This window comes from Yersinia enterocolitica subsp. enterocolitica, from assembly GCF_901472495.1.
Classification (GTDB): Bacteria; Pseudomonadota; Gammaproteobacteria; order Enterobacterales; family Enterobacteriaceae; genus Yersinia; species Yersinia enterocolitica.
This window is the reverse complement of sequence record NZ_LR590469.1, coordinates 3,176,766-3,197,709: the sequence shown is the minus strand read 5'-3', so window position 1 is coordinate 3,197,709 and position 20,944 is coordinate 3,176,766. Positions and strand designations below refer to the sequence as shown.

The following is a 20,944-nucleotide window of genomic DNA, read 5'->3' as shown; positions in this document are numbered from 1 at the left end:
CGCCTTCACTGACGCAGCCTTTTTCAGGTGCCAGGCACCGGAATCCTTAGGAGGTTGTATGACAACATATCAGTTCCCCGCTGGTTTTTTCTGGGGGGCAGCGGCGTCTGGCCCACAGACTGAAGGCACTGACAATAAACCGCACCGATCCATTTGGGACAGCTGGTTTGCCAGTCATCCAGAGCGTTTCTTTCAGCAAATCGGCCCGACCAAAGTGTGCGAAACGCTGCACAAATATAAAGAAGACGTCGCGCTGATGAAAAACATTGGCTTTAACTCATTTCGCACGTCAATTCAGTGGTCGCGTTTGATTGAGGATTTTGAAACGGGGAAACCGAACGATGATGCGGTGTGCTTTTATCATGACTATTTTGACGAGATGATCCGCAATGGCATTGAACCAATAATTAATCTTTATCATTTTGATATGCCAGAAGAATTACAGAATCGTTATGGTGGGTTTGAATCTCGCCACGTCGCCGAGCTGTTCGGCCGTTTTGCCAAAACAGCTTTTGAACTATTTGGTCATAAAATCAAATACTGGACCACTTTCAATGAGCCGATCGTCCCAGTGGAAGGCGGATATCTGTATGACTTCCATTACCCGTGTAAAAAAGATGGCAAACTGGCCGCTCAGGTAGCATTCAATATCATGCTGGCACACGCCAAAGCGGTAAAATGTTACCGTGAACAGCAACTTACCGGAGAGATTGGTGTGGTGCTCAACCTTACACCTTCCTATACCCGTAGTGATTCGCCGGCAGACCAAAAAGCAGCTTGGTATGCCGATTTACTGTTTAACCGCAGCTTCCTCGATCCTTTAGTGAAACATCAGTTCCCCAAAGAACTGTGTGAAATACTGGCTACTCACGATTGCCTACCCATCGTCAGCAAAGAAGATGTCTGCTCAATTACCGACTCTCGCATAGATTTTTTAGGGGTAAATTACTATGTTCCACGTCGGGTAAAGGCACGCGAAAGTGAATACACCCTTGATTATTTTACCCCAGAATATTACTTCGAAAACTATGTCGATCCTGATGGTCGTTTTAACCCCTACCGTGATAATAACGAAATTCTGCCGCAGGCTATTTATGATATTGCGGCCAATATTCGTGACAATTACGACAATATAAAATGGTATCTGGCTGAAATTGGTATTGCCATGGATTTGGCATCGGAAGGGCCAATACAGGCAGATGGCGTGATTGATGACAGTTTTCGTATTGGCCTAATGGAAGAACATTTGGTTCAGTTGCATCGGGCAATCAATGAAGGAGCGAATTGTTTTGGTGTACATCAGTGGACGTTTATTGATAACTGGTCATGGATTAACTCTTTTAAACGGCGTTACGGCTTCTATCGGCTGGATTTGGCCACGGGCGAACGGCAAATAAAACGTAATGGATTGTGGTTTAAATCTCTTGCTGAAACTAACCAATTTAGCCGTCAGGATTAAGCAATTAAAGGAGTGAAGGCTATGAGCAGCAGTCTATCTCGCTGTTTTTATCAACTTGATAATAGAGTTAAAAATTATACCTGGGGAAGTTGTACGGCGCTAAACCAATTGTTTAATATCCCTAATCCTGATGGACAACCACAGGCTGAGCTGTGGATGGGGGTCCACCCAGCGGGTGTGTCGACTATCAATGAGCAAGGCCAGATCAAAGCATTATCGGATGTGATCGCTGAGGATAAATGTCGAATTCTGGGGGCATCAACTGCGGATCGTTTCGGTGATCTACCTTTTTTACTGAAAATACTGTCTGCTGAAAGTGCCCTGTCTATTCAGGTTCATCCCCAAAAAACGCAGGCTGAAACCGGATTTTGGCAGCAGCAACGGCAACCACATCGCGCCGCATCACCTGATTATAATGATACTAACCATAAGCCTGAACTGGTTTATGCCATAACGCCCTTTCAGGCCATGAATGGCTTTCGGGAAGTTGAGCAGATAATTGCACACTTTAAAACACTCGATATACCCGCTATTGCTGCAGCACTCGATACTTTGATAACCCAGCCGAATGCTGACGGTTTGAAGGTGTTTTTCGTCACGCTGATGCAGTTAACACCCGGATTGTGCCAACAGGCGGTACGACAGCTGGTGAGTCAGGCTCCGGCTTGTTTCTCACCAGAACTGGCAACATTGATTCATAACCTCAATCAATCCTATCCAGATGATATCGGCGTTTTTGCTCCCTTATTGTTAAATTGCATTACTTTGGCACCAGGGGAGGCGATGTTTCTACAACCGGGTACACTTCATGCCTATGTAAAAGGTACGGCTATTGAAGTCATGGCCAGCTCTGATAATGTGCTGCGTGCGGGGCTTACCAGCAAAAAAATCAATCTTTCTGAGTTGGTGCTGTGTACGACGTTTACCTCTATAAAGCCCCATGATTTGCTCCTGAGACCCAGCCAAACCCAAGAGTACTTTAATTACAGCGTTCCGGTAGATGATTTCCGCTTTTGTATTTTCTCCAATGTGGAGAGCCGAGCTATAACGGCCAACAGCGCCGAAATTATTCTGGTCATCAGTGGCGTTGCCACATTCCATCATGCCAGTGGTGAAACATTAATATTAAACGCTGGGCAGTCTGCATTTATTCCGGCCTTCGTCGGACAATTTACCCTCACTTGTTCTGGCAAGGTTTGCAGAGTGTATTGTTGATAATATAGTTATTTCTGGTTTATATTAAGAAAAATATAAGCCAGTTTTTTATTTAATTTACTTTTTATAAAAGTAACTCGCACTATGATTTATTAATGGTGGCGCCCACTTTCTTTTTACCTCTATTTTAAAAAAATTTCGCTTTAAAAACAGTGGAATGTAATTTTTTCACTAAAAGAGGTAGCCATATTTATGCCTATATGCATAAAGCGCAGAAGCACGATGCAAACTTACTGCAACTTATCGACATCATGCAGAATAAATTCTGAGTCAATTGTATTACTTCCCTCTGATACACAGTCCGCAGTTTGCCTGCGGGAAATCCTGCATTTTGAATGTCGTAATGTAAAATTCGTGTGAAATATATGTGACTTCGTGCGCAAAAACAGACCAATTTTATGCTGGTATCTTTGGCAAAATCACGTCGAAAATCCTCCCACTTTGTCTTAGTACGAAGTGAGAATTCTTATAACCAATTAATTTTAAACATTATTAATATTATTCGTTTTCAGATGAGTGGTGGCTTATCGCTGTTTTTCTGGTGCTTGATTGTACTTGTCTATACGAGTATATTTTAATAAATATTCAAATTAAGTAATGTCGTTGATACCTGAAAAACTGGTTGAAGGAAATTGCCGTGACTGCCCAAAATAGATTCCGTGATACTGAGATTCGAGCTTCGCGTGGCACAAAACTGACTGCTAAAAGTTGGATGACCGAAGCCCCGCTGCGTATGTTAATGAATAATCTTGACCCCGAAGTGGCTGAGAATCCTAAAGAATTAGTGGTTTACGGCGGTATTGGCCGTGCGGCCCGTAACTGGGAATGCTATGACAAGATTGTCGAAAGCCTCACTCATCTGAATGATGACGAGACCTTATTGATTCAATCTGGTAAGCCCGTGGGCGTCTTTAAAACCCACAGTAATGCACCCAGGGTGCTGATTGCTAATTCTAATTTAGTTCCGCATTGGGCTAATTGGGAACATTTTAATGAGTTGGACGCCAAAGGGTTGGCCATGTACGGCCAGATGACGGCGGGTAGTTGGATCTATATTGGTAGCCAGGGCATTGTACAGGGCACCTATGAAACCTTCGTCGAAGCGGGGCGGCAACACTTTGGCGGCAGCTTGAAAGGGCGCTGGGTATTAACGGCTGGGCTGGGTGGCATGGGCGGCGCGCAACCACTGGCGGCTACCTTGGCCGGAGCTTGCTCTTTGAATATTGAATGCCAGCAAAGCCGTATCGATTTCCGCCTCAAAACCCGCTATGTCGATGAACAAGCAACAGATCTTGATGATGCGTTGGCGCGCATCAAAAAATACACTTCTGCTGGCAAAGCTGTTTCTATCGCATTATGTGGCAATGCAGCTGAAATCTTACCTGAATTGGTACGTCGTGGGGTTCGCCCGGATATGGTGACCGACCAAACCAGTGCCCATGATCCGCTGAATGGCTATCTGCCAAAAGGCTGGAGCTGGGAAGAATATCGCCGCCGTGCCCAAAGTGAGCCGGTACTGGTGGTGAATGCCGCCAAAACTTCGATGGCAGAACATGTTGAAGCCATGCTGGCTTTCCACCATATGGGCATCCCGACTTTTGACTACGGCAACAATATCCGTCAGATGGCACAAGATATGGGTGTCACTCATGCATTTGATTTCCCAGGGTTTGTGCCTGCTTATATTCGTCCATTATTCTGCCGTGGTGTTGGCCCATTCCGCTGGGCTGCGCTTTCCGGTGACGCCGAAGATATTTATAAGACGGATGCGAAGGTTAAAGAACTTATCCCAGATGATGAGCATTTACATCACTGGCTGGATATGGCCCGTGAGCGTATCAGTTTCCAAGGGCTACCAGCTCGTATCTGCTGGGTTGGCTTGGGGCAGCGCGCTAAATTAGGCTTAGCCTTCAATGAGATGGTGCGAACAGGTGAGCTGTCAGCGCCGATTGTGATTGGACGTGATCATCTTGATTCCGGCTCGGTCGCCAGCCCTAATCGCGAAACCGAAGCCATGCAGGATGGTTCTGACGCCGTCTCTGACTGGCCGCTGCTCAATGCATTGCTGAATACTGCCAGTGGCGCGACTTGGGTATCACTGCATCATGGTGGTGGTGTTGGAATGGGCTTCTCGCAACATTCAGGCATGGTAGTGGTATGTGATGGTAGCGACGACGCAGCCGAACGTATCGCCCGAGTATTACATAATGATCCAGCTACTGGCGTAATGCGTCATGCAGATGCAGGTTATGACATCGCGATTAATTGTGCACAAGAGCAGGGGCTTAACCTGCCAATGATTGCCGCAACTCAGGGGAGAAAAGCATGAAAACAACAATGACACTGCGTCCCGGCCAGATGACGCTGGCTGATTTGCGACATATTTATCAGCACCCGGTAAAAATAACTTTGGATGAAAGTGCTTATGCACCTATTCAGCAAAGTGTGGATTGCGTACAGAAAATATTGGCAGAGAAGCGTACTGCGTATGGTATCAACACTGGATTTGGTTTGTTGGCCTCCACGCGCATTGCGACAGAAGATTTGGAAAACCTACAGCGCTCGATTGTCCTTTCCCATGCAGCAGGTGTTGGGGAACCCAATGATGACGCGATTGTACGCTTGATTATGGTATTGAAAATCAATAGCCTGGCGCGGGGTTTTTCGGGCATCAGGCTTGAGGTTATTCAGGCGTTGATAACATTAGTTAACGCACAAGTTTATCCGCACATTCCCCTAAAAGGCTCTGTGGGGGCTTCTGGTGATCTGGCTCCGTTGGCACACATGAGTTTGCTGCTGCTCGGTGAAGGTAAAGCCCGCTATCAAGGGGAATGGTTGGATGCTCGCGCAGCGCTGGCTAAAGCCGGTTTGCAACCGCTGACATTGGCGGCAAAAGAAGGGTTGGCACTCCTTAATGGTACTCAGGTTTCCACCGCTTATGCTTTACGCGGCTTGTTCGAAGCGGAAGACCTTTATGCCGCAGCCTCTGTTTTTGGCAGCCTGACGGTTGAAGCGGCATTAGGTTCTCGTAGCCCGTTTGATGCCCGTATTCATGCGGTTAGAGGCCAGCGTGGGCAAATTGATGCCGCCAGCACTTATCGTCATTTGCTTGGTGAACGTAGCGAAGTCTCTGAATCTCACCGTAATTGTGACAAAGTTCAAGACCCGTACTCTCTGCGTTGTCAGCCACAGGTCATGGGGGCTTGTCTGACCCAAATGCGCCAGGCTGCTGAAGTTCTGGCGATTGAATCTAATGCAGTATCAGATAACCCATTAGTATTTGCTGACCAAGGCGATGTGTTATCTGGCGGTAACTTCCATGCTGAACCTGTCGCCATGGCGGCAGATAATCTGGCGCTGGCATTGGCGGAAATCGGCTCGTTAGCAGAACGCCGTATTTCGCTGTTAATGGATAAACATATGTCGCAGCTACCGCCATTTCTGGTGGAGAACGGCGGCGTAAACTCTGGTTTTATGATTGCGCAGGTTACGGCGGCGGCACTAACCAGTGAGAATAAAGGACTGGCATTCCCCTCCAGTGTCGACAGCATCCCAACTTCAGCGAATCAGGAAGACCATGTTTCTATGGCACCCCGTGCAGGTAAGCGCTTATGGGAGATGGCTGAAAACGTGCGCGGCATTCTGGCTGTTGAGTGGTTGGCTGCATGTCAGGGGCTGGATTTGCGCAAAGGCCTGAAAACATCAGATGCTCTGGAACCCGCTCGCTTGCTACTGCGTAAGCATGTGGCCTACTACGAAAAAGACCGTTTCTTTGCCCCCGATATTGAAGCTGCCAGCCAGCTCATTGCTCTGCGTCATATGAATGAACTGATGCCTGCGCATCTACTACCAAGTCTTTAATAACGAATAATAAGTATTTAAAAACATTGGCCTATAGGTGATCCCGGTAACTGGGATCACCCTCTCTGAACCCCTGCCTGTAAGGGCACAAATCTTGCGAGAATGTACCATGAAGAATGATTCATCCACGCTCAAACGCGGCCTTAGCGCCCGGCATATCCGGTTCATGGCGTTAGGTTCTGCCATTGGTACCGGCTTGTTTTATGGTTCCGCCGAGGCAATCCGTCTGGCCGGGCCCGCGGTATTACTCGCTTATCTGGTTGGTGGTGCTGCCGTATTCATGGTGATGCGCGCACTTGGCGAAATGGCGGTGCATGATCCAGTTGCGGGTTCATTCGGCCACTACGCCAGCCGTTACCTTGGCCCACTGGCGGGCTTTCTCACCGGTTGGACCTATACCTTTGAGATGATCATTGTGGCGCTGGCCGATGTCACGGCGTTCGGCATTTATATGGGACTATGGTTCCCGGATGCGCCGCAGTGGGTGTGGGTGCTGAGTATTATTTTTTTTATTGGTGCGCTAAATCTGTGTTCAGTCAAAGTATTTGGTGAAATGGAGTTTTGGCTATCACTGCTAAAAGTAACCGCGATTATTGCCATGATTGCGGCAGGGCTAGGTATTATGATGTTTGGCTTCGGTGCCGGCCATGAGAGTACTGGGGTTAGTAATTTATGGTCTCATCAAGGGTTTATGCCAAACGGTATTACAGGTGTGATTGCTTCATTTGCTGTGGTGATGTTTGCTTTTGGTGGTATTGAAATCATCGGGGTGACTGCCAGTGAGGCAAAAGATCCGGAAAAAGTATTACCACGTGCCATCAATACTGTTCCTGTACGTATTCTACTGTTCTATGTTCTGACCTTATTTGTTTTGATGGCTATTTATCCGTGGAATAGCATTGGGCAAAATGGCAGCCCTTTTGTGGAAATTTTTAGTAGCTTAGGGATCAGTTCTGCTGCAAACATTCTGAATCTGGTGGTGATTACTGCGGCTATTTCGGCGATCAATAGCGATATTTACGGTGCTGGTCGCATGATGTATGGCCTGGCACAAGAGGGGTTGGCACCTAAATGCTTTAGTCGTTTGACCCGTAATGGCGTGCCTTGGATGACTATTTTAGTGATGGCTATCGCACTGTTATTGGGTGTGGTGTTGAATTACCTGATTCCGAAAAATGTATTCCTGATTATTGCCTCGATTGCGACCTTTGCCACCGTCTGGGTGTGGTTAATGATTCTTATCTCGCAAGTCGCGATGCGCCGTTCAATGAGCAAAGAAAATGTTGCCCGCCTCGCCTTCCCAGTACCTTTCTGGCCGGTGGCTCCGATGCTCACTATCATCTTTATGGCCTTCATTATTGCTGTTTTAGGGTATTTCCCAGATACCCGTATTGCCATGTATGTTGGCCTGGCTTGGGTGATATTAATGACTCTTGCCTGGTGGGTTTGGGTACGTAAAACACCCGTTCATGTTATTGCGGAGCAGATGGAAAATAGCGAAGCGTAGCAATCGTCATGCTGAATCGGGCCGCAATTAATCACATCTGCGGCCCGATTTACTTTGAGGCAGGGCGGAGTGGCAAGTGAAATGGAGTGGATAACGGGGGAATTAAGCTGTTTAAGGTTGTTTCTTTGAAAGTAATAGCTGGATGCTAATTTTATTAATATCGCACTATATACCAAGATAATGCTTTGCGTTTAAAGTAGCGGCATAACCAGATGGTGATAAAGTGACCTTAATGATGAAAATTATATATCTACGGAGTAACTGCCTATGCCAGCTCTAGCTATTAAGCGGTGGATTAAACGGATTGTACTGGTCTTGGTGGTTATATCAGTAACCATACTGGCGATAAGAATTTATGATACACAACGCGGCCCGAAACTGGAGCTTTGGCATACGTTTGTCCCTCATGACATGCGCGCCGCTGAGATTGATAAAGCCAGTTGGGCGGATTACATAAAAGCTGAAAACAATATTTTCGATGAAGTTCGCACCAATGTTACCGAAAAACTGGAACCCAGCACTCAGGTTCCGTTAAACCGTTATTATTCTGGTAGCTCAATTTATCCACCTCATTTTAAAAATGACTGGAACCGTTCTTATATTTTACAACCCGAAGGCAAGCCTAAAGGTGCCGTCGTCTTACTGCATGGCCTGACTGATACTCCTTATAGTTTGCGTCATATTGCAGAGAATTATCGTCAACGTGGATATGTTGCCATTGGCATTCGTTTACCTGCTCATGGCACGGTACCCGGTGCGTTGACTGATGTTGAATGGCAGGACTGGTTAGCGGCTACTCGCCTTGCTGTCCGTGAAGCCAAAGTACTGAGCGGCCCTGATTTACCATTGCATGTTGTTGGTTTCTCCAACGGTGGGGCATTGGCAATGAAATATACACTCGACTCCCTGGATGACCCGAAACTGGCAAAACCTGAACGCGTTATTTTGATATCACCAATGATTGGGGTAACAAGCTTCGCGCGTTTTGCTGGCATAGCCGGTTGGCCTGCTATCTTCCCAGCCTTTGCCAAAGCGGCTTGGTTAGGGATTGTGCCCGAGTTTAATCCATTCAAATACAATTCATTCCCGGTGAATGCTGCCCGTCAGTCTTATTTGCTGACATCTGTGTTGCAGCAGCAAATTGCGCGTGATGCCCGAAATAATAAGATGGCGGAGTTACCTCCAATTTTGACCTTCCAGTCATTAATGGATTCAACAGTTAGCACCCGTGCTGTTGTGACGGCTCTTTATAATCACTTGCCTAAGAATGGCAGTGAAGTGGTGTTATTCGACTTGAACCGCGCTGCAAGCTTCGGCCCATTACTGAGAACATCTTCTTATACGGCTTTGGCTCGTTTATTACCGCCACCACCGCGTAATTACAGCGTGACTATTATTAGTAACGTCTCACCACAAAGTAATGAAACCGTGGCGTTGACAACATTGGCTGGTCAAACTGACGAGACTTCAGCCCCGACTGGGTTGATTTATCCGCCGGATATCTTCTCGTTGTCTCATGTGGCATTACCATTCCCAATGAGTGATTCACTCTATGGTCGCTACCCAGAACCGCGTGACCAATATGGTATCAGCTTGGGGACATTTGCCGCACGCGGTGAGCGGGCTGTTCTGGTGGTTGGGCTGGATTCACTAATGCGTATCTCATCAAATCCGTTCTACCCGTATATGTTGCAGCGCATTGACGACAAAATTGACGCTCCGGCTAAATGATCTTGTTTTTCTAAATGATAGTGCTACTCAAGCCCCCAGTTTGGGGCTTGAGGTTGATGTAAACCCATTTTGTCGCACCGAGACTGGCGGGGCGACTGCACCGATGGGCGCTCCGACGGCTCACGCCGTTACGACCCATTCGGCACATTTCCCCGCTTATCAACTTTGTCAGCAGTCTAAAGCCCCCCGATTGGGGGCTTTTTCATAATGAGTGCCATACTTTCAAATCGTACATGCTCTTCATATCTATTGACCCTGAAAGGAAAGCACTATGTCTATCGAAAAAGTGGTATATCGTGCCAAAGCTAAAGCGATGGGTGGCCGTGATGGTCGGGCAACCTCCTCGGATGGCGTATTAGATGTAAAATTGGGTGTCCCTAAAGAGATGGGCGGCGCTGGCGGAGCCGTGACAAATCCAGAGCAACTGTTTGCGGCGGGTTACTCTGCCTGCTTCCTCGGGGCGCTGAAATTTGTGGCATCAAAAGAAAAAGTGAAAATCCCCGATGACGCCAGTATCGAAGGAACGGTGGGTATTGGTGCTATACCGACGGGATTTGGCATTGAAGTTCAACTGGATATCAGCTTGCCAGGTATCGAGCGCAGTGTGGCAGAAGATTTAGTGAAAAAAGCCCATGTTGTCTGCCCATACTCCAATGCCACGCGTGGCAATATTGATGTCACGTTGAATATCAAATAATTCAATCTCCGCACGCAAAAGCCCATAAAAATTATTTTGTGGGCATATACTCTCCGCCATAATATTTGCTTAATAAATAAGCTGGCATATCATTACCGGACTATGCGCCAGTTCCCAGACTGAATAGCCAGGATTGATTAGGATAATTCTTGTAACTGAAATCAATAGCGTGCTTATTGGCTTTGCACTGAACCTGAGGAGGGGTTCACTGTCTGATTGATTCAAGCCGCAAATAGTGTCTTTGGAGACCTTGCGTTATATGGACAGAGTTAAATCTTTATCGCAGCAAAGTATTTCTTTGTTGTTGGCTGTTTATATTGGTATTTTCCTGAATATCTCTGTCTTTTATCGTCGTTTTGACACCTTTAACCAAGGCATTCAAGGCATAAAAGTGGTGTCTGCTATCATCGAAGTGATGGCGATTATTCTGTTTACCTTTTTTGTTATGCGCATCATTTCCCTCGGTGGCCGATGGTTTTATCGCGTAGTCGCAACCCTTCTGGTACTCATTTCTGTTGCAGCCAGTTATTACATGACGTTTTTCAATGTGGTGATTGGTTACGGCATCGTCATATCCGTTTTGACCACGGATACTGACCTGTCCAAAGAGGTTATTGGACTCCATTTTATTATCTGGATGGTGGTCGTCAGTGCCCTGCCTTTACTGCTTATCTGGAAAAATAGTTTACGACTCACTCTACTCGAGCAATTTTTGACGCCGGGCCAGCGTATTAAGCCAATCTTTCTGATGGCGGTGGTGGTCGCATTAGTTTGGTTACCTATTCGTTATCTGGATAAAGTACAGCACGCGGATGAACAACTGAAAACCGTGGATTTACCCAGTTATGGCGGGGTAGTTGCTCACTCATATTTGCCTTCTAACTGGTTGGCTGCATTGGGTTTATACGCTTACACTCAATACGATGAGAAGTATGACGCGGCAACGCTGTATGACCCCGCGGAACACCATACTTATGTCGCACCAGCCGGTATTGATGATACCTATGTTGTATTTATTATTGGTGAAACAACCCGTTGGGACCATATGGGGCTGCTGGGATATTCGCGTGATACCACTCCACGCCTCAGTAAAGAAAAGAACTTAGTTGCTTTTCGTGGCACATCTTGCGATACCTCCACCAAACTTTCATTGCGCTGCATGTTCGTGCGTGAAGGGGGTACGGAAGATAACCCGCAGCGCACACTGAAAGAGCAAAATGTGTTCGCGGTGATGAAATCCCTGGGCTTCACTTCTGAATTGTTCGCCATGCAGAGCGAGATGTGGTTCTACAATAATGCGAGCGTTGATAATTATTCGTTTCGGGAATTAATTGCTTCTGAGAAACGTAACGATGATAAGCCTGTAGATGACATGCTGCTGGTCGATGAATTGAAAGAGTCACTCGGGCGTTATCCGGTGGGTAAGCATTTAGTCATACTGCATACCAAAGGTTCACATTATCTCTATTCCCAGCGTTATCCGCGCAGCTACGCCCGCTATCAACCTGAATGTATGGGGGTGGATGATTTTTGCAGTAAGCAGCAACTGGTAAATGCTTTTGATAACAGCGTGCTGTACACCGATTCGTTTATTGCTAATGTCATTGATCAAATGCGTGATAAGAAGGCGCTAGTGTTCTATGCCGCCGATCATGGTGAATCTATCGACGATAATTCCCACTTCCACGGCACGCCACGTGAAATGGCACCGCCAGAGCAATTCCGTGTGCCATTGATGGTTTGGGCGTCAGATAAGTTTCTGGCCCAACCGGGGAGCCTTACGGCTTTTGAGCAACTACAGGCAGAGCAGCGTATCGGAAAAAGTCATCGTCAGGTTGAGCTGTTTGACTCTATCTTGGGTTGTTTAGGTTATACCTCGCCGGATGGCGGAATTAATGCAGAGAATAACTGGTGTCAGGTACCAGCCCGGTCTTCTCAGCCTGCAATATAATTAATTAGCGCAAGTAAAATCTGATACGGCATGATTTTTGATATCAATCTCATTGTCGCTTTGAGGGTGCGGTATACTCCAGTCCCGAATCCCTACCGGCTGGAGTCTTCTATGACTTACCGTGTTGTCTTTATTGATGATCATGACATTGTGCGCTCAGGTTTTGCCCAGCTACTTGCTCTGGAAGACGATATTCAGGTGGTAGGAGAGTTTAGTTCAGCGAAACAGGCCCGGGCTGGATTGCCGGGCTTGCAGGCCAATATCTGTATTTGTGATATCTCTATGCCCGATGAAAGTGGCCTGGATCTGTTGAAAGACCTTCCTTCAGGTATGGGCGTTATTATGCTGTCGATGCACGACAGCCCTGCGTTAGTCGAGATGGCGCTGGAACGCGGTGCGCGTGGGTTTCTCTCCAAACGTTGTAAACCTGAAGATTTGGTTAATGCGGTTCGCACTGTGGGCAGCGGCGGAGTCTATTTAATGGCTGAAATTGCCCAAAATTTGGCTCGCGTTGCTATTGATCCTTTAACCCGCCGTGAGCGTGAAGTTGCTGTGCTGCTGGCGCAAGGCATGGAAGTGCGTGACATCGCGGAATCACTTGGCCTGTCACCGAAAACAGTCCATGTTCATCGAGCTAACTTATTTGCTAAACTGGGTGTCAGTAATAATGTTGAGTTAGCCAAGCAGGTGTTGAATTTATGATGCAACGCTTGATGATGTCACTGGCGTTGTTCTTTATTTATTTCACTGCGGCTTTCTGTTTGTGGGCCATCGGTACTCAATTCGTTGACCGCCCTTTACAAGCACTTCTGCTATTTCCCTTTGGTTTACGGATAGGTATTTTATTACAAAGTCCACGACAATATTGGCCGGGTGTGCTGATGGGGGATGCCGCATTGACGTGGTTACTTACCGATCAATTTGACACCTTAAACCTGTTAGTCGTGGCTGTTTTCATTGTACTGGCTACTACGGTTGTTGCTGTTTTAGCTTCCCCTTGGCTAGCGCGTCATCAAAAGAATGAAACTGAGTGGCAGTGGCCACTGATGCAAGGCACGATTATTCTGGCAGCGGCATTAATACAGGCGCTGGGATGGCAGATTGCTATTGGGAAAGGGGCTATGGCGCTATTACTGGGCCTGGTTGGTGGCTTTACCATCGCACCTACCTGTATGTTGTTGTGGCATTATTTGGCTCGCCAAATCTGGTTGCCGTTAGAGCCAGGATTAATCCATAAGCCAATTAATTTGCGTCTGCGTCATATCCTATGGTTTCTGCTGCTATTTGCGTTAAGTATCTGGTTGCAATATTACGTCTCCGAAATGGATTTATATTTGTTTGCGCCGTTTTGTTTGGCTATTCCTATTGTATTTATGGCTTACCGTTATGGCTGGCAAGGGGCGGTTGTGGCTACTTTGCTCAATGGCGTAGTGATGGTAATCAATTCGCCAGCAGAACTGGATTCCCACCGTGATTTATTATTGTCATTACTGATGCAAAGTTTGATTGGGTTATTACTGGGGGCCGGAATTCAGCGCCAGCGCGAGCTAAATCTGCAATTACAAATACGGCTGAATGAAAACCGCGAATTAGCCAAAGCCTTGGTAGTGGCAGAAGAACAAGCCCGTCGTAATGTGGCGCGTGAGCTGCATGATGAGGTCGGACAGACGGTGACGGTTATCCGTACTCAGGCCAGTATTATCAAGCGACTGTCTACACAGGAGACAGTATTAACCAGTGCCGGGATGATAGAGACACTGGCATTGCGGGTTTATGATGGCGTCCATGATGTTTTAGCCAAATTATGGCCTGCGGCATTAAATAACTTGCCGCTATCGGCGGCTATTGCGGCATTAATGCGTGAGCTTATTCCACAGGATCAATCCGTTGTCGGTGTATTGCACTGGCAAGTCGATGATAGTCCTATGGATGAGACCTTGAAAATCACACTGTATCGTATCTGCCAGGAGGGGATCACCAATGCGTATCGACACGGGGCTGCCAGCCGTATCGAGATTAATGCGCAGCAAGATAAACAGCAGATAACGTTGACGATTCGTGATAATGGGAAAGGTGTTGATTTGGCGACACTAACACCGAGCTATGGCTTAAGAGGTATGCAGTCGCGGGTCAGTGCATTAGGTGGCAGTTTTACACTGAGTGTTGATAATGGCACCTGTTTAAATGTGATCCTACCCACAATTTCTTTGCCATCTAATGAAAACTAAGAAATATTCTCGTTTTTTACAGGTGTTTTTCTCATTAGTTTGGTACGCGCGAGGAACATGATGACTCTACTTAAAAAATTTTCTGAGGTTCACATGTGGTTTTTCCTCAAAAGTCGCGATAACGTGCCGCCAGTGACGGAACAAGTGCAAATCGATTCGTCTTATAAATATTGGCGAATCCAGCTGATGTGGACGATGTATATCGGCTACGCAGCTTTCTATTTCACCCGCAAAAGCTTCAACTTTATTATGCCCGCCATGCTCAGCGACTTAGGGCTGACGATGTCAGATGTTGGCGTTTTGGGGACGCTATTTTATATCACCTATGGTTGTTCTAAATTTATATCGGGCATGATCAGTGACCGGTCAAATCCGCGTTACTTTATGGGTATTGGCCTGGTTATGACCGGGATTATTAATATTCTGTTTGGTATGAGCTCGTCACTGTTAGTCTTCGGTGCTTTATGGATTCTGAATGCTTTCTTCCAGGGCTGGGGCTGGCCGCCATGCTCTAAGATTTTAACCAGTTGGTATTCCCGTTCAGAGCGTGGTGGTTGGTGGGCAATTTGGAATACGTCGCATAACTTTGGCGGTGCGTTAATTCCCTTGTTGGTGGGCTTTATTTCTCTGCACTTTAGCTGGCGCTACGGCATGATTATTCCTGGCATTATCGGTGTCGTGATCGGTTTACTGATGTGCTGGCGGTTACGTGATAAACCAAGCACTATGGGGCTGCCAAGTGTGGGTAAGTGGCGCAATGATGCCATGGAGCTGGTACAAGAATCTGAAGGCCAGGGGTTATCGAATAAAGAGATTGTGAAGCGCTATGTATTAACCAATAAATATATTTGGTTACTGGCGGTTTCTTATGTGCTGGTTTATATCGTCCGCACCGCGATCAATGACTGGGGTAACCTCTATTTGACGCAAGAGAAAGGTTATTCATTAATGACGGCCAACTCAGCAATTTCATTATTTGAAGTGGGCGGATTTATTGGTTCGCTGGTTGCGGGTTGGGGATCAGATAAGTGGTTTCGCGGTAACCGTGGGCCGATGAATCTGATATTTGCTATTGGCATTTTCCTTTCTGTCGCGTCATTGTGGATTATGCCAGGAGTCAGTTATGTCTTGCAGGCTGGGTGCTTCTTCGCTATCGGTTTCTTTATTTTTGGCCCTCAGATGCTGATTGGCATGGCAGCTGCTGAATGTTCACATAAAGATGCTGCCGGTGCTGCCACTGGCTTTGTGGGGTTATTCGCCTACTTAGGTGCGGCTTTATCAGGTTATCCTATTGCTCGCATTATGGAGATTTGGCACTGGAATGGTTTCTTTGTCGTTATTTCCATTGCTGCCTGTTTATCTGCTTTCTTCTTATTGCCATTCTTACGGGCGCAATCGCCACAGTTGAAACAAGCTGAAGCTTGATTTTTATTCAACTGATTCAGTTTTAACCGCTGGTGATGCTTTTAACAACAGTCACCAGCGGGTTGTTAAAAAGTGATTGACGGCCCAAAGTCGTAGCAGTAAGATGCGCCCCAATTCGGCGAGTAGCGCAGCTTGGTAGCGCAACTGGTTTGGGACCAGTGGGTCGGAGGTTCGAATCCTCTCTCGCCGACCAAATTTAAGAACCCTGATAGCAATATCAGGGTTTTTTTTCGTCTTTATATTTGCATAGTAAATATTTTATACATTACTAATTTATTGTGATATATATATTTATAATATGTAAGATATATTTTATAATATTGACTTCCTCTTATTTAAAGCCGCTAATTGATATCGGTTTTAACCACTAGCGTACACAATATAATAACCATATTAACAATGCTATAAGAGGAATAATATGAACTATATTAATGGTGATACCCAAAGACGTTTATCTTTGTTACCTCTATCTATAATATTATCGCTATGCAGTATTTCCTTGTCTCATGCCACGAATATTATTGCTGATAAAACCGCAGCCAAAAACCAACAGGCAGATATTAAAATAAAACAAAATGTATCATCTCTTGCTCCATGTCGTTCTACCATAGATTGTGGTGAAAAAACCACAATAAATATTCAATCGCCAGATAAAAATGGATTGTCGCATAATAAATATATAAAATTTGATGCACCTAATCATAAGGATGTTGTTATCCTGAATAATGATTTGTCCAAGAAAATAAATGGTAATCCAAATCTGGTTGCGTCATCGGCAACTATTATTCTAAATGAGGTAAGATCCTCACAAGCAAGCTACTTAGCCGGGAAAGTGCAGCTTTCTGGTCAAGATGCTCATGTTATTATTGCCAATCCATCGGGTATTGATTGTCATGGTTGTTCATTTACCGATATGTCTCACCTGACCCTGACCACGGGTATGCCGTACTTCAACCGTCATAATAAGCTGCAAGGTTTTAAGATATTAGATGGAGATATCAATATCAATAATGGTATAGCTTATCAGTCAGGGCTGAACCACCAGGGGAGAGGTGAGAAGTCTGCCTATCTCGATTTATTCTCTAATACCTTAAATGTTGATGGCAATGTTACTGCTGATGATGTCTTTATTATTGCTGGAAAAAATAAAATAAAGTTAACATCTGCGGGAAAAAAAATGGGTATAACATCGTTGATTTCCTATTTTAGTTCACCAAATTATTTTAAAAGTGTTGATGTCAGTAACATAGGAGGAATTTATGCGAATAAAATACGCATTATCGCAGAAGGTAATATAAAAAATTCAAATGAAATTAAGTCTAGAGGATTGATTCAGATGATATCAAGAGGAGACATTAAAAATAAGCTGGGTGGGCATATGACAGGTGAATCTGTACAGCTATATTCGATTAATAATAGGATGGAAGTACTTTCATATAGTGAAAGAATTGGAAAGAGGCCTGGCACCTATACTAAAAATAATGATGGAACTTTTTCTTTTTTTGGAAAAATAAAACAGTCAGAAATATAAACTCAACCACTTAGCATTAAAAACCTTAAATAACCATATCTATATTGGTTAAGTCATTAGCCACATATCGTGGCTAATTGTTCTGATGACATAATTCACGCATGACCCAATTAAAATGGAGTTTATTGCATGAGGTTGAGAACAATAAATCAAAATCTTTCGGTATTTTATGAAAAAACAGGGGCAATGGCCGTCTTACTGTCTTTTTTTATTTTCATATCGATTATGCCCTTTGCCGTTTATGCAAAAGTTAAGCAGCTTACTGCACCGACAGGCATTGACGCTTCCGAGGACTCGTCATGTCTGGTTATTAAGCGTGTTGAATTGATGAATATTGATGCCTTTCCGAATGCGGGGCGTTTAATACAATGGGCAAAGCAGGCTCAAGGCAATTGTTTAGATGAGAAAGGACTGTCATCTCTACGAGACACACTCCAATGGCAATTGGTTGTTGATGGTTATATTACTTCGCATGTGACTTTCACCGAAGACAGCTACGTGGATGGCACTTTATTTCTGACTTTAATTCCTGGACGTTTGGCTAGCATTGAACACCATGAAGATAGCCAGGGTTATGCTCAGTTAAATACAGTGTTTCCTGGCTGGCAGGGGGATTTGGTTAATTTACGCAACCTTGAACAAGGGTTGGATAATTTACAGCGTTTACCCTCGGTGAATGCCACTATGGATGTGGTGCTAAATCCTGAGGATTTGAGTAGCCAGATTATGGTGACTCGCCAGCAGTCGCGTTTCTGGCGTATGAATGCTTTTCTCGATGATGCGGGGCACCACGGTGTTGGCCGTTATCGTGCTGGTGCTACTCTATTTCTCGATAATCCATTATCGCTCAGTGATTTGGCTTATTTCTCTGCCAGCCGTGAGCTGGATAATCATCACGATAAAGGGAGCCACAATTTTGGCCTGCATTATTCAATCCCTTTTGGGTATTGGTTATTGAGTATGGCGGCTAGCCAGGGAGCCTATTACCAATCTTTGTTGGTGGCCAATACCGCGTATAAATATCATACGTATTGGCGAACACTGGATATGCAAATTCAATGGTTGATAATGCGAGGCTATAACTATAAAACAGTGGGTTATACTGGGGCGTTAATTCGTAAGTCCAACCGCTTTTTTGCTGATATAGAGTTGGAAATCCAGCGGTCGGATACAGTTGACTGGCAACTCGGGTTGCAGCATCTTCACTATACTCGCTGGGCAACCATCAGTGGCGGGATTAAGTATCAGCAAGGAACCCAATGGTTTGGCGCGCGCCCGTCACCGGGCAGGGATTCTTTCTCAACGGCCCGACTGATTAATTTGACCGCTTCACTGAATCTCCCTTTTATGTTGGGTGAACAACATTTCCAATATCAGCCGACATTTAGCCAGCAATACACACGATCGGCTGTCACTATGCAGGATAAATTTTCTATTGGCGGGCGAAATTCAGTGCGCGGGTTTACTACCGGTAGTGCACTTGTGGGGCCACAAGGCTGGTTTTTTAAAAATGACATCGCCTGGATAAATCAACAACTCGCGAATCAACTCTATTTAGGGCTGGATTATGGCGAAGTGAGTAACAAAGGAGGGCAATTTTTACTGGGCGATCGTCTGGTTGGTGCTGTTATAGGTGTTCGGGGGTATTATCGACGGTTAGGTTATGACTTCAATATTAGTACTCCGCTTGATAAGCCAGCTCATTTTAATACTGATCCCATTGTCTTGGGTTTTATTCTCAATTGGCAGTATTAGCTAATTGAGCGAAAATTTTAAGGTAAATATGAAAAAAATATATATTTATTTCCTGACTAGTATTTTTATCTACATAAGTCCTTCTTTATTTGCCAGAGTGATTGTTGATGCTCATGCAACCAAAGACCAACAACCAAGTGTAAATAAGTATATTGAAGAGAAGAAAAACTGTAAGGCTCAAGATATTTATTGTCAGGGAGCAGTTTTTACCACTATTAATATCACCACACCAACAGTTCAAGGAATATCACATAATAAATATGAAGAATTTAATTTATTATTTGGTCGTGGATATAATAAGATTTTTTTTAACAATCTTAAAGTTGATGGTCCAGGTTTTGTTGGTAACCCCAATCTGGTTGATAAATCGGCAAAGGTTATTTTAAATGAAGTGACCTCAGATAAACAAACCGAATTATATGGAAGTTTAACTGTTATTGGCCCAGCAGCTCATGTGATTATTGCTAATCCATCGGGAATCCGCTGTAATAGTTGTCAATTTCATAATACCAACCATGTCACGCTTACTACCGGGACACCCGTGTTTAGTCGGGCTGGCAATTTAATGGGGTATCATGTTGCGCAAGGAAATATTAGTATTGATAAAAATGGCTTGAGGCATAACGATGATTTTGATACTTATCTGGATCTGTTTTCAACTTCGCTCATTATAGATGGTGAAGTAAGGAGTGGCGATATCGCTGTTACGACAGGGAAACTGAATGTCAATTATGCCCCAATTGGGAAATTATTAAATATCAAGCCGATATATGACTATATTGACGATAGCAAAACTAATATTGCAGTTGATGTTACTCAACTTGGAGGGATGTATGCTAATAAAATATTAATCTTTGCAAAAAGCGGAGGCATAAAAAACAAAGGGACAATTGATGCTGGAACGGTAGCCAATCTTATATCGACATCATTTATTAATAATAGCAATGGAAGAGTATCTGCACCGAAAATAAAATTAAGAAGTAGTGGTGACATAGATAATATCGGGGGAAGAATAAAAAGTGACAGGCAAGGCTTGAATTATAAAGTTGGTGAGAAGTTTGGTATCAGAATTTCTGGGCATAACGTTAATAATAAAATAGGCAGTATTTATGCTAACAGTGGGCTAACGTCCATTGCCGCTGACTACACAATTAATAACATGCAGGGTGTTATCAAGTCGAACGCAAGTGCTGGATCTGCTGATATACAGCTCAAAGCAAAAACAGTCGATAATGATTATGGGAATATCATTACCTCTCAAAATATCCTGATTAATACTAATGAGTTAAGCAATAATAAAGGCAGGATCGTCAGTGCGTTTAGTGATATAGAGCTACGTTATAAAACATTCCCTGGTGATGCAGGCGTGATACATGGTGGCCTCGATGTTATCCGAACCCTTAAGCCCTAAATGAACTCTATTATCCGAATCTGTACTCACTTCTTTTACTCTGGTGGCATGGTGCACTGATTTGGGGCGTCATTAAGGGGCGGCCTATCTGAGAGCCATATCTGCTCTTGGTTAACATGGATAACTGGGCCAATATTTCGCTTTTTTAACAGCACGCAAAATGTTTGAGATTC

The 20,944-nt window shown here is 44.9% G+C and carries 14 protein-coding genes and 1 tRNA gene; all 15 read left to right on the top strand.

Going from position 1 to position 20,944, the window contains the following annotated elements:
- Positions 1-58: 58 nt before the first annotated feature.
- Positions 59-1,459, top strand: a complete 1,401-nt coding sequence (locus FGL26_RS15235; RefSeq protein WP_005174956.1) for a glycoside hydrolase family 1 protein — start codon at positions 59-61, stop codon at positions 1,457-1,459.
- 21 nt (positions 1,460-1,480) lie between these two features.
- Positions 1,481-2,674 (top strand): mannose-6-phosphate isomerase, class I, encoded by a 1,194-nt coding sequence (gene manA, locus FGL26_RS15230; protein WP_005174953.1) that lies wholly within the window; start codon positions 1,481-1,483, stop codon positions 2,672-2,674.
- Between the two features lie 637 nt (positions 2,675-3,311).
- Complete coding sequence (hutU, locus tag FGL26_RS15215; protein WP_005174950.1) at positions 3,312-5,003, top strand: urocanate hydratase; 1,692 nt, start codon at positions 3,312-3,314, stop codon at positions 5,001-5,003.
- On the top strand, positions 5,000-6,535 hold the full coding sequence (gene hutH, locus FGL26_RS15210; RefSeq protein ID WP_005174947.1) for a histidine ammonia-lyase: 1,536 nt from the start codon (positions 5,000-5,002) through the stop codon (positions 6,533-6,535). Before hutU ends, hutH begins: the two co-directional genes overlap by 4 nt.
- A gap of 109 nt (positions 6,536-6,644) precedes the next feature.
- Positions 6,645-8,042 (top strand): amino acid permease, encoded by a 1,398-nt coding sequence (locus tag FGL26_RS15205; RefSeq protein WP_005174945.1) that lies wholly within the window; start codon positions 6,645-6,647, stop codon positions 8,040-8,042.
- Between the two features lie 267 nt (positions 8,043-8,309).
- On the top strand, positions 8,310-9,773 hold the full coding sequence (locus FGL26_RS15200) for an alpha/beta hydrolase (RefSeq protein WP_005174941.1): 1,464 nt from the start codon (positions 8,310-8,312) through the stop codon (positions 9,771-9,773).
- Positions 9,774-10,044: 271 nt separating this feature from the next.
- Positions 10,045-10,470 carry an organic hydroperoxide resistance protein gene (locus tag FGL26_RS15195; RefSeq protein WP_005174939.1) on the top strand — a complete coding sequence of 142 codons (426 nt, stop codon included), beginning with the start codon at positions 10,045-10,047 and terminating at the stop codon, positions 10,468-10,470.
- A gap of 259 nt (positions 10,471-10,729) precedes the next feature.
- Complete coding sequence (gene eptB, locus FGL26_RS15190) at positions 10,730-12,421, top strand: kdo(2)-lipid A phosphoethanolamine 7''-transferase (RefSeq protein ID WP_005174938.1); 1,692 nt, start codon at positions 10,730-10,732, stop codon at positions 12,419-12,421.
- A gap of 111 nt (positions 12,422-12,532) precedes the next feature.
- Positions 12,533-13,123 (top strand): response regulator transcription factor UhpA, encoded by a 591-nt coding sequence (gene uhpA / locus FGL26_RS15185; protein WP_005174935.1) that lies wholly within the window; start codon positions 12,533-12,535, stop codon positions 13,121-13,123.
- Positions 13,120-14,649 carry a signal transduction histidine-protein kinase/phosphatase UhpB gene (uhpB, locus tag FGL26_RS15180; protein ID WP_005174932.1) on the top strand — a complete coding sequence of 510 codons (1,530 nt, stop codon included), beginning with the start codon at positions 13,120-13,122 and terminating at the stop codon, positions 14,647-14,649. The genes uhpA and uhpB overlap by 4 nt, the downstream gene beginning before the upstream one ends.
- 93 nt (positions 14,650-14,742) lie before the next feature.
- Positions 14,743-16,074 carry an MFS transporter gene (uhpC, locus tag FGL26_RS15175; RefSeq protein WP_005174929.1) on the top strand — a complete coding sequence of 444 codons (1,332 nt, stop codon included), beginning with the start codon at positions 14,743-14,745 and terminating at the stop codon, positions 16,072-16,074.
- A gap of 116 nt (positions 16,075-16,190) precedes the next feature.
- A tRNA-Pro gene (locus tag FGL26_RS15170) sits at positions 16,191-16,267 on the top strand.
- A 225-nt stretch (positions 16,268-16,492) separates the two neighbouring features.
- Positions 16,493-17,605 carry a two-partner secretion domain-containing protein gene (locus FGL26_RS15165; protein ID WP_005174927.1) on the top strand — a complete coding sequence of 371 codons (1,113 nt, stop codon included), beginning with the start codon at positions 16,493-16,495 and terminating at the stop codon, positions 17,603-17,605.
- Between the two features lie 129 nt (positions 17,606-17,734).
- Entirely contained in the window at positions 17,735-19,360 is a 1,626-nt protein-coding gene (locus FGL26_RS15160) for a ShlB/FhaC/HecB family hemolysin secretion/activation protein (RefSeq protein WP_072075689.1), read from the top strand.
- Between the two features lie 28 nt (positions 19,361-19,388).
- Entirely contained in the window at positions 19,389-20,771 is a 1,383-nt protein-coding gene (locus FGL26_RS15155; RefSeq protein ID WP_005174924.1) for a two-partner secretion domain-containing protein, read from the top strand.
- The last annotated feature ends 173 nt before the right edge of the window (positions 20,772-20,944 follow it).